At 64.5% G+C, this 10,177-nt stretch carries 9 protein-coding genes; 4 read left to right on the top strand and 5 right to left on the bottom strand.

Annotation, left to right across the window (positions count from 1 at the left end):
• Positions 1-271: 271 nt before the first annotated feature.
• From ACE3QM_RS05860 to ACE3QM_RS05845, 4 genes are all read right to left on the bottom strand, one after another.
• Entirely contained in the window at positions 272-1,000 is a 729-nt protein-coding gene (locus tag ACE3QM_RS05860) for a hypothetical protein (RefSeq protein ID WP_374420882.1), read from the bottom strand.
• A 6-nt stretch (positions 1,001-1,006) separates the two neighbouring features.
• Complete coding sequence (locus ACE3QM_RS05855) at positions 1,007-1,558, bottom strand: hypothetical protein (protein WP_374420880.1); 552 nt, start codon at positions 1,556-1,558, stop codon at positions 1,007-1,009.
• A gap of 202 nt (positions 1,559-1,760) precedes the next feature.
• Positions 1,761-2,390, bottom strand: coding sequence for a LysE/ArgO family amino acid transporter (locus tag ACE3QM_RS05850; protein ID WP_048411536.1), 630 nt, complete (start codon positions 2,388-2,390; stop codon positions 1,761-1,763).
• Positions 2,391-2,459: 69 nt separating this feature from the next.
• Complete coding sequence (locus tag ACE3QM_RS05845; protein ID WP_374420878.1) at positions 2,460-4,832, bottom strand: EAL domain-containing protein; 2,373 nt, start codon at positions 4,830-4,832, stop codon at positions 2,460-2,462.
• 209 nt (positions 4,833-5,041) lie between these two features.
• Here ACE3QM_RS05845 and ACE3QM_RS05840 point away from each other — a divergent pair, with 209 nt between their 5' ends.
• Entirely contained in the window at positions 5,042-5,932 is an 891-nt protein-coding gene (locus tag ACE3QM_RS05840) for a LysR family transcriptional regulator ArgP (protein ID WP_048411535.1), read from the top strand.
• A gap of 120 nt (positions 5,933-6,052) precedes the next feature.
• Positions 6,053-6,481 (top strand): cytidine deaminase, encoded by a 429-nt coding sequence (locus ACE3QM_RS05835; RefSeq protein WP_231460938.1) that lies wholly within the window; start codon positions 6,053-6,055, stop codon positions 6,479-6,481.
• Between the two features lie 150 nt (positions 6,482-6,631).
• Here ACE3QM_RS05835 and ACE3QM_RS05830 read toward each other — a convergent pair whose 3' ends face one another.
• Positions 6,632-7,516, bottom strand: a complete 885-nt coding sequence (locus ACE3QM_RS05830) for a TraB/GumN family protein (protein WP_374420874.1) — start codon at positions 7,514-7,516, stop codon at positions 6,632-6,634.
• 261 nt (positions 7,517-7,777) lie between these two features.
• On the opposite strand from ACE3QM_RS05830, the gene ACE3QM_RS05825 reads away from it, so the two are divergent.
• Both ACE3QM_RS05825 and ACE3QM_RS05820 read left to right on the top strand, forming a co-directional pair.
• On the top strand, positions 7,778-9,325 hold the full coding sequence (locus tag ACE3QM_RS05825) for a tyrosinase family protein (protein WP_374420871.1): 1,548 nt from the start codon (positions 7,778-7,780) through the stop codon (positions 9,323-9,325).
• Between the two features lie 13 nt (positions 9,326-9,338).
• Positions 9,339-10,082, top strand: coding sequence for a DUF2182 domain-containing protein (locus tag ACE3QM_RS05820; RefSeq protein WP_374420869.1), 744 nt, complete (start codon positions 9,339-9,341; stop codon positions 10,080-10,082).
• Positions 10,083-10,177: the final 95 nt, after the last annotated feature.

Below are 10,177 nucleotides of genomic sequence, written 5' to 3'. Positions count from 1 at the left end.
GCTTTCCTGGCTCTATTGCTCCGGAGATCGTAAACAGGTTCTAAGAACCTGTTCATAGTCTGCTGTGCTTCGGCGATACGGCGTTGAAAACGACTTCAAAATGCTCATGTACCGTGTGTACATTCCGCTTTCTCAGCCGCAACGCCTTGTCTCGCTCTTGCTCGCGAGACTTTGAACAGGCTCTAAACCGCCGGTTTCACCCGGCAGGCAGGATTCGTGAGATAAGAAAAACCAGCGGCGCCCGCGAGGGGCCGCCGGTTTTTTGCCGCCGCTAGCCTTTGGCCGCGCCCTTGCCCGGCTGCAAATCGCGCCAGATCTGCTCGGCGCGCGCCGCCGCCGCGGCTTTCTGCCCGGCGTCCAGCTGCCGGTAGTCCTTGGTGGTCAGAAACCAGTCCGCGCTGAGCGTGTCGCCGGCGCGCCGCGCCACCAGGTTCCAGGCCGCCGCCTCCAGGGGCTGCTTCTCCAGCAGATAGCTCTCCGAGATCATCGCCGCCGCGTGACGGTTGCCCAGCTGGTAGGCCTGCTGCAAGGCGGCGCGCGCCTCTTCGCGGTAGCGCGTGCCCGGCTCGAAGTCCGGCCGCTGCGGCTTGCCGTCCAGTTCGAACAGATAGCGCTCGGCCAGATGGGTCAAGGCCTGCACATTGCCGGCGGCGGCCAGCTTGCGTAGCTCCGCCAGCGGCAGCCGGTACAAGCGCTCGTCGATGGCGTAGCCCAGCTGGCGCAGCTGCTGCTTGCGCTGGCGCTCGGCCTGGCTTTCCTGTGGCGGCGCCAGTGCCGCAGCAGCCGGCGCCGGACCATCTCCCACCGCGAAACTCAGCCCTTGGTAGGAAGCGGCAGGCGCCGCGCTGCTGACCGCGGGCGCCTCAGCCTGGCCGGCGCGCCTTGTCGCCGGCGCCGGCTCGTCCAGGCCTAGCTGGGCGCGCACCGGCTCAGGCAGATTGGCCCAGGCCAGCCCCAGCAGCGCCAGCCCGCCGGCCGCCGCCCATAAGCGCTTGCCCATCGTCGATCAGATCGAGTTCAGGCAAGCGTTGAGGCCGTTGGCGTGACCATAGCGCGAATAATAATCGCGCTGCGACGGCGTGCCGTGCTCGCCGTAATCGGCCGCGTTGCGCGCCGAAGCCACCGCGTTTTCGATAAAGCTGGGATAACGCAGATTGGTTTCGGCGTATTTGGCGAAGGTGCCCCCCACGCAGTCGGCCTGCAGTTCCTGCATCGGCGCCTGGCGGTAGATATTGTTGGTGAACTGGATGGAGTGGCCCCATTCGTGCGCCAGGATGAATTTGGCCACGTAATTGCCGTAGCTGTTTTCCTGCTGCTGCAGGAAGCCGGTGCCGACGCTGATGGTGTACGGTCCGCACGCCATCGCGCTGAGCTGGGGTTCGCGGCAGGCGTATTGGTTGACGTAAACCGTCGGCCGCGCGTAACCGCCGAGGAAGCCACGGATCTCATTGGCGCTGGACTGGATGTAGCTATTGTTCACCGGGGCTGCCACCGCCGGGGACGACAGGCTGGCCAGCATGGAAACCCCGACTAGACTGGCTTGGATCAGACTTCTCATGACTAACTCTCCTTATGTTGTTCACAACGGAGATTTAGTTATGGTAAATGATTTTGGATTTACAAAGTTATTTTGCAATTCCATATGAATAAAAAGACAGTGAAAAATTACCTTGTCACGACAAGCCGTACATGAAAAAGTGACGGGTTGCCGAAAGCAAGCCGTCACTCTCAAAGATACACGCCCGTCGGGCCTCGTCTACTCAGGCCATCGCCTCGAAACCATAATTGCGCAACAACATGAAGGCGGTGAACAGCATCACCAGGCCGATCACACAATCCAGCACCCGCCAGCTTTGCGGCCGCTGGAATAGCGGCGCCAACTTGCCGGCGAAGCAGCCGATGCCGCCGAACCACAGCACCGAGGCGCTGAGGCTGCCCAACAGAAAGGATGGCGCGGCGCTTTCGCCGTAAATCGCGGACACGCCGCCGATCAACACCACCGTGTCCAGCCAGGTATAGGGATTGAGCAGGGTCACCGCCAGCACGGTGCGGATCGCGCGCTTGCGGTCGCGCTCCACGCCGCCGGCCAGCGACATCGCTCCCGGCGTCAGCGCGGAGCGGAAAGCCTTGTAGCCCAACCACAGGATGAAGCCCGCGCCCAGCCAGGTAACGGTGACGATGAAGCCGGGAATCGCATTGAGCAGCTTGCCCACGCCCATCACGCCGCAGGCGATCAGGAACACATCGGCGACGATGCAGATCGCGACGATGGGCAGGATGTGGCTGCGGCCTATGCCCTGCCGCAGCACGAAGGCATTCTGCGGCCCAATGCCGACGATCTGCCCGATGGATAGCCCAAGGGCAGACAGATAAACGCTGAAGTTGAACAAGTACCGCTCCCGGAAAGTTTTCACACAGACTAAGGCAGCGGCGCCGCTAAGTAAAACTAATAAAAATTATCAGATATAAGCAGAACTTATTTTCGAACGCCGCTCCCAATCGGCGATCCACTCCGGCAAGTGCTGCGGGTCCACCGGCGGCGAAATCTCGTAGCCCTGGCCGTCCAGGCAGCCTATCTCCAGCAGGCGGTCCCAGATCGCCCGGCTCTCCACGCCTTCCACCACCAGCTTGCGGCCGGTGTAGTGGGCGAAGGACACCATGCTGCGGATGATGGCCTCGTTGCCCGGCGTGTCCAGCAGCAGGCGCACGAAGCGCTGGTCTATCTTGATGGTGTCGAAGGGTAGCTGCTGCAGATGCACCAGCGAGGACGCGCCGGTGCCGAAGTCATCCAGCGCGATGGACAGCCCCAGATCGCGGCAATGCTCCAGCTTGGCGGTGATCTGCTCCGCCTCCTGCTGGGTCACGCTCTCCAGCACTTCCAGCTCGAGATAGCCCGCCGGCAGCGGATAGGCTTGCAGCAGCGCCTGAATGCCGGGCACGAAACCCTCGTGCTTCAGCGTGATGGCGGACAGATTGACGCTGACCGGGATATGGCGGCCTTCCGCCAGCCATTCGCCGGACTGGCGCAAGGCTTCGCGCAACACCCACCAGTCCAGCTCCCGCATCAGGTCGGTGTTCTCTATCGCCGGGAAGAAGGCGCCCGGCATTTCCAGCCGGCCGTTGCGGCGCCAGCGCACCAGCGCTTCCACTCCTTCGATGCGGTTGTTGCGCAGATTGATCTTGGGTTGGTAAAACAAGGCCAGTTCGTCGCGGGCGATGGCGAGCGCGAAAGCGTTGCGCACCGCGTGCATGTGCTGGATTTCCTCATCCATGGTCACATGGTAATAGCGACAATGGCCGCCGCCGGCGTCCTTGGCGCGGCTCAGCGCCAGTTCACCGCGGCGCAGCAACGCCGCGGCGTCGCTGCGGCCGTTCACCGGTTCCACCACGATGCCCATGCTGCAACGGGTGTGGATCACCACTCCCATGCAATCCACCGGCTGCTGCAGACTGCTCATCAGACTGTCCACCAGTTGGTCCAGCTGCTCGTGACGATCGCTGCAGGCGACAAAGCGCGATGCGCCCACGCGGCCGACATAACCATAGGGATAGATGCAGCGCCGCAGCCGGTTGGCCACTTCGCACAGCACCGCGTCGCCGCCCTCGTGCCCGAGGCGAGCGTTGATTTCATGGAAACCCTCGATGGACAGCACCAGCACCGCCAGTTGCGCGTTGGCGCGGCGGATCTGCAATTGCTTGTCGATGTGTTCCTTCATCAGGTGGCGGTTGGGCAGGCCGGTCAGCGGATCGTGGAAAGACAGGAAAGCCAGCTCGGATTCGGCCCGGTGGCTGCGTTCCAGCGCGTCCTGGCGCTCCAGCGCGCGGCTGATCTCGCGCGCCATGGTGTCCACCAGCTCAACCTTGGTGTCATCGAAGAAGCCTGGCTGCCCTGAATACAAGGACAAAGTGCCTATCACCTGCTCGCGCAGCGTCAGCGGCGCCACCAAGGCGCTGCGCACATTCCTGGCGGTCAACACCCGCATCCATGGCTGCATCGACGGATCTTCGCCGCAATCGTTGACCACTTGCACCGTCAAGCCGCGGATCGCCCGGCCGCTGGGCCCGCGGCCATGCTGCTTGTCCGGCTGCGCCGACACTTCCAGGCGTGGAATGAAGGCCTCGGCCAGCGCACCGGCCATCGCCGCCGGACGGATGAATTGGGAATCGGCGTCCAGCAAACCCACCCAGGCATGGGAGAAATCGCCTTCGCGCACGCAGACATCGCAGATCGACTGGAACAGTTCGCGGCGCTCGGAACAGCGCACCAAGGCCATGCTGACGCCGCTGAGGGTGGCGTACAGTCCGGACATGGTCTGCAAATGGCGGTGCTTGCTGTCTACCGCCTCCTGCAAGGACTGCTGATGGCCGTGCAGCTGCAGCATCTGATCCAGCAAGATACGCTTGCGCAGCAGCCGCGACAGCGCGGCGAGCTCGGCCAGCTCCAGGCCGGCCTCGGCCAGCCGCGCCAGGAAATGCGCCTGGCAGCGCTCGTAAGCGCCCACCACCCACATCAGGCCCACGCCCAACTGGCGCATCAAGCGTCCCTGTTCCACCACGCGCCAGGCGGCGCGCTCATTCACCGGACGGGTCAGCATCCGTTCGCAATACTGCAGCAAGGCATCCACCAGCGAATCGATGCCGCCCGGCAGGCGCTCGCTCAGCAGCGCCAGCGTGTCCGGACATTTCAGCGCATACCAGTAGAACTCCTTGCCCAGCGCCTCCTTGCGCGACAACAGCAGCGGAGCATGGACGCTCAGCCGCGCCATATGATCCGCCCGGACCCCGATAAAACGGCACATGCCATCCAATAGTGCCTTATTATCTGCTTGCATCTTCAACATGCCTGTCTTTGGCCATGAGCCGCCAGCGCCAGACCGGTCAGAACCGTCGCAGCCAGCCGCTCTAATTATTTTTATGCCGCCACCGCGTGCAGGCAATCCTTTGCCACCGTCCGTGTTCGGACGAAGCAGCACAACATGCCATAGGTGGCGCCGATAAGGCAAGAAACACCGTGGAATTATCACGGTAAGGACGTAAAAACATGCTTGATCCGAAACAACTGGAAACCTTATCGGCCGTCGCCGAAACCGGCGGCTTCGACAAAGCCGCCAAAAAGCTGTTTCTCACCCAATCCGCGATCTCCCAGCGCATCCGCCAACTGGAAGAACAACTGGGCCAGCCGGTGCTGACCCGGACCATTCCGGCCGAGCCCACCGAGGCCGGCCGTCAGTTGCTGCAATACTTCCGCCAGATCAGCCTGATGGAAAACCAACTGATGAACACCCTGCTGCCCAGCGGGCCGCGGCCGGAGTTCACCACCTTGGCCATCGCCGTCAACGCCGACAGCCTAGCCACCTGGTTTCTGCAGGCGGTGCAGCCGGTACTGGACAGCCAGCCGGTATTGCTGGACATCATGGTGGACGATCAGGATTACACCCATGAACTGATGCGTTCCGGCCATGTGATAGGTTGCGTCAGCACCCGACCGCAGCCGATACAGGGCGGGGACAGCCTGTTCCTGGGCCAAATGCGCTATCTGTGCGTCGCCACCCGCGGCTTCGCCCAGCGCTATTTTCCGGCCGGCATCAGCGAGGCGGCGCTGGCCGCCGCGCCCACCATTTTGTACAGCCGCAAGGATGACGTTCATCGCCAGTTCCTGCAGCACACCGCCGCCTACCACGGCAGCTTTCCCTACCTGACCGTGCCCACGCCGCAGGGCTTTGTCGAAGTGACGCGCCAGGGCCTGGCTTACAGCCTGCTGCCGGAGCTGATGCTGGAAGACGACATGACCGCCGGCCGGCTGATCGACCTGTTCCCGCAGCAGCACCTGGATATCCCGCTGTACTGGCACCACTGGCGGGTGGAATCCGAATTGTCGCAGGCGCTGGCCGACGCGATGCAGCGGCATTGCCGGCAACACCTGCGGCAATGATCAGTCGGCGCGGCTTGCGCCACGCGGCCGTCGTCTGCTGTACTGAAGAGCGCGCGGCCGCATATTGACAGCCGCCCCGCGCGCGGCGCAACATGCCACGCCAACCGCAATGGAGGCAATATGACCGGCAACACCCCCAATAACGAGCAGTGGGCCGAGTTGGAAATGGCCGCCCGCCTGGCCGCGCGCCAAGCCTATGTCCCTTACAGCAAATTCGCCGTCGGCGCCGCCATCCTCGACGGCGCCGGCAAGATCCACATCGGCTGCAATGTGGAGAATGCCTCCTACGGTCTGACCAACTGCGCCGAGCGCACCGCGGTCTACGCCGCGCGCGCCAACCACGGCATCCAGGAGGTGCTGGCGGTGTGCATCTACACCCCCACCGCCACGCCCACGCCGCCGTGCGGCGCCTGCCGCCAGGTGCTGAACGAGTTCGGCCCCGGCATGCATGTGCGCGCGATCTGTGACGGCGAGGACAGCATAGACACCACGCTGAACGTGCTGCTGCCAGGCGCTTTCGGGCCCAAGAATCTCAAGGACGCGAGCTAAGAGCCCGTTCAAGCTCTAGCGAGCAAGAGCGAGACAAGGCGAAAACGGCTGAGAAAGCGGAATGTACAAGCGGTACATGAGCATTTCGAAGTTGTTTTCAACGCCGTATCGCCGAAGCGCAGCAGACTTTGAACAGGTTCTAGCGCACGCTCACGGCGCGCGCGGCGCCACTGTCACCTGGTAGCCGCGCTGCCGCAGCAGCTTGACCAGGCCCTGAGGCCCGGCCAGGTGTAGCGCTCCCACCGCCACCAGCAAGCGCCGCGACGCCGCCATCTCGTCGATGCGGCGCGCCATCGCCTGGTTGCGGCGGTCCAGCATCTCGCGCTGGGTCCAGGCGCTGAGCCGCGGATAGCCGGGCAAGGCCACCATGGACTGCAAGGCAGGCAGGTCTCCGCGCTCCCAGGCGGCGATCAAGTCGCGATAATACCGCTCCGCCTCCGGCTTATCCTGCCATTCTGCGGTCTGCCGCACCCATTCACGCAGAGCCGCCGCCGGCATCTCGAACAGCATGCGCCCCTGCTCGCCGGTCGTCTCCAACGCCAGCAAGGGGCGCTGCTCTCGGCGCGCCATCTGCAGCAACATCGTCTCGCTACCCTCCTGCGTCGCCTGACCCAGCCGCTGGTACTCGTTCAGCGTCAACTGCATCAGCCACATCGCCGGAGCCAGGCTCCGCGCCTGATCAGGCTCGACACCGGTGCGCTGCAACTGAGCCAGCAGCAAACGCCGACTGTCCGGACCCAGCTGCCGCCACTGTCTGGCCGCGCCTTGCCGCGCCAGCGCCAACACCTCGGCCGGCGCTCCCGGCGCGTCGACATCCAGTTCCAGCACCAAGGCCTCGCTCCGCGCCATCGCCTGGCTCAGCCCCCAGTCCGGCGTGTCCGTGCCGGCTCGACCCACGTGCATGGTGCCGTACAGATAATGCACGCGGCCCTGCTTGCTGAAAGAGTACAAGGGCCCATAGGCCGGCGCCGCCAGCGCCGGCAAGACCAGCCACAAGGCCAGCCAGCCGCACCAGAGAAAATGCCATCGCTTCATGTCTGCGCTTTCCATCCAAACCCGGCAAGGATACCAGCCCGCCGCGCGCGCGTCCGGCGAGGACTTTAAATTCATCACTCAAACTAATCGCTATAATTCAAAATAAAACACTTTCAATAAGTAGTTCCCACCAGGCAAAAACCGTACTTTAGGACAGTTCGAACCAGCCATGCTTTGCTAATCCGAATACACCGCCTCCGCTCCGGCCATGCCACTCCCGCCATGACCGCCCCGAACGGCGTCCGCATCGAGGAGAGCGACATGGTTCGCGTTCGCAAAGACATCTTGAAAATGAGCAATCCCTGGGATCCCATCGTGCTGTGGTACGCGCGCGCGGTCAGGGAAATGCAGAAACGGCCGATCAAGGATCCGACCAGCTGGCGCTATCTGGCCGCCATCCACGGCTTCGACTCCCAGCTTTGGCAGCAGCACGGCTATTTGCAAGCCGGCGAAGCGCTGCCCAGCCCGGCAGATCAAAACACCTATTGGCGGCAATGCCAGCACCAGAGTTGGTATTTCATGCCTTGGCACCGAGGCTATCTGGCCGCCTTCGAGGCCATCGTGCAGGCCGAAATCGTCAAGCTCGGCGGCCCCGCCGACTGGGCCTTGCCCTACTGGAACTACAGCGACAGCGCCAATGCCAAGGCGCGCGACCTACCCACCTGTTTCCAGTCCAAGACCTTGCCGGACGGCAGCGCCAATCCATTATGGCTGGCGCAGCGCTATGGCTGGAACAATCAGCCCAACCACATCACGCTGCGCCCGGAAACCGTGCAGCTCACCGCCTTGAAGGACGCGCAATTCATCGGCACCGCCAACGGCATCCCGCCGGGCTACGGCGGGCCGCAAACGCCGTTCTGGCATGGCGGCGGCAATAGCGGCGGCCTGGAAAACCTGCCGCACAATCCGGTGCACACCAATATCGGCGGCCGCAACGGCCTGATGTCGGACCCGGACCTGGCCGGCCTGGACCCGGTGTTCTGGATCCATCACTCCAATATCGACCGGCTATGGCAGGTATGGCTGAACCGCAACCCCGGCCATCAGAACCCCGGCAGCGATAATTGGCTGGAAGGCCCGGTCAACCGCAAGTTCGCGATGCCGCGTCCCAGCGGCAGCGGCTACACCTTCGTCGCCAAGGATGTGCTCAACACCCAGGCGCCGAATCTGAACTACGTTTATCAGGACGTATCTGACCCCCTTGGCGGCGCCAGCCGCGTCGCGCAGCGCATGCAGACGCTGGCGGCGGTCCATCCCGATATCGCGGCGGCAAGCACCATGGCGAACAATCCGAAAACCGAGCTGCTGGGTGCCAACACCGCGGCGATCAAGCTGAGCAACAACACCGTCCACGCGCAGATGCAGTTGGACAGCGGCGCCAAGAACAAGGTGCTGAGCAGCTTCCAGGCCAGCCAGGCCGCCACCCGCCAGCTGCAGGCGCCGCAGAACGCCGCGCCGCCGCAAGAGCCGGACCGGGTCTTCCTCAGCCTGGAAAACATCCGCTGCAAGGTGGACGGCGGCACCTTCAACGTCTACGTCGGCCTGCCCCCGGGCGCCGATCCGGCGCAATACCCGCAGAACCTGGCCGGCACCATCGCCCTGTTCGGCGCGCGCAAGGCTTCGCAGGCCGAACATGGCGGCAATGGCGTCAGCCAGGTGCTGGAGATCACCGACATCGTCGATCGCATGTGCCAGAGCCAGACGCTGGACACGGCGCCGATGGAAGTGCAACTGGTGCCGGTGTCCGATATCGAGGACGACGACGAGGTGACGATAGGCCGCATCAGCGTCTACCGCCATGGCCAATAGCGCTTGACGCCCGATGCCGCTCAAGACCCTGCTCGCCGCGCTGCGCGACACGCCCTGGCCGCTGCTGTGCGCCAGCCTGCTGGGCTGGCTCGGCCTGCTCGCGCTGGAGCGGCGGCTGGCCGCGCCGGGCTATTGCGGCGCCTGGGTCCTGGAGCGCCCCGGCGGCGGCTGGGACGCGCTGCTGGCCACGCTGTGGCTCAATCCGCCGATGCAATGGCTGCCGTCCTGGCTGCTGATGCTGCTGGCGATGATGGCGCCGCTGCTGGCCGATCCGCTGCGGCAGCTGTGGCTGCGCAGCCTGGCGCGCAAGCGCGCGCTGGCGCTGGCGCTGTATTGCTGCGGCTATCTGCTGCCCTGGCTCGCCGCCGGCCTGCCGCTGCACTTGCTGGGCCTGGCGCTGCTGACCTTCAGCGTCGCGCCGTGGCAGGCCTTCGCCGCCGCCTGCGCCATCGCCTGGCTCTGGCAGGCTGCGCCGCCGCGGCTCTACAGCCTGCGGGCCTGCCACCGCCAACCGCGGCTATCCCCGTTCGGTTGGCCGGCCGCCTGGTCCGCGCTGCGTAGCGGCCTCGCCGGCGGCGTCTGGTGCGTCGGCGCTTGCTGGGCCTGGATGCTGCCGCCGCTGCTCGGCGGTGGCGGCCATCTGCCCTTGATGGCGGCGATAAGCCTGTGGCTGCTGCTGGAGCGGCGTCGGCCGGAAGGCGCTCCGCCCTTATGGTCCTGGCCCAGACGGCCGGCCCGGTCCGCTCAAAATGCCTGAGCGCGCTTTCTTCTCCATCGCCACATAAAGCAACGGCCCGCGCAAGCGGGCCGTTCGCGCGCATTAATGAGCTAGCTGCGCGCGGGATGATCCTG

It is taken from the genome of Chromobacterium sp. (assembly GCF_041912965.1).
GTDB classification, from domain to species: Bacteria; Pseudomonadota; Gammaproteobacteria; order Burkholderiales; family Chromobacteriaceae; genus Chromobacterium; species Chromobacterium aquaticum.
The sequence above is the reverse complement of the archived record's forward strand: the minus strand, read 5'-3'. Positions and strand labels throughout refer to the sequence as shown.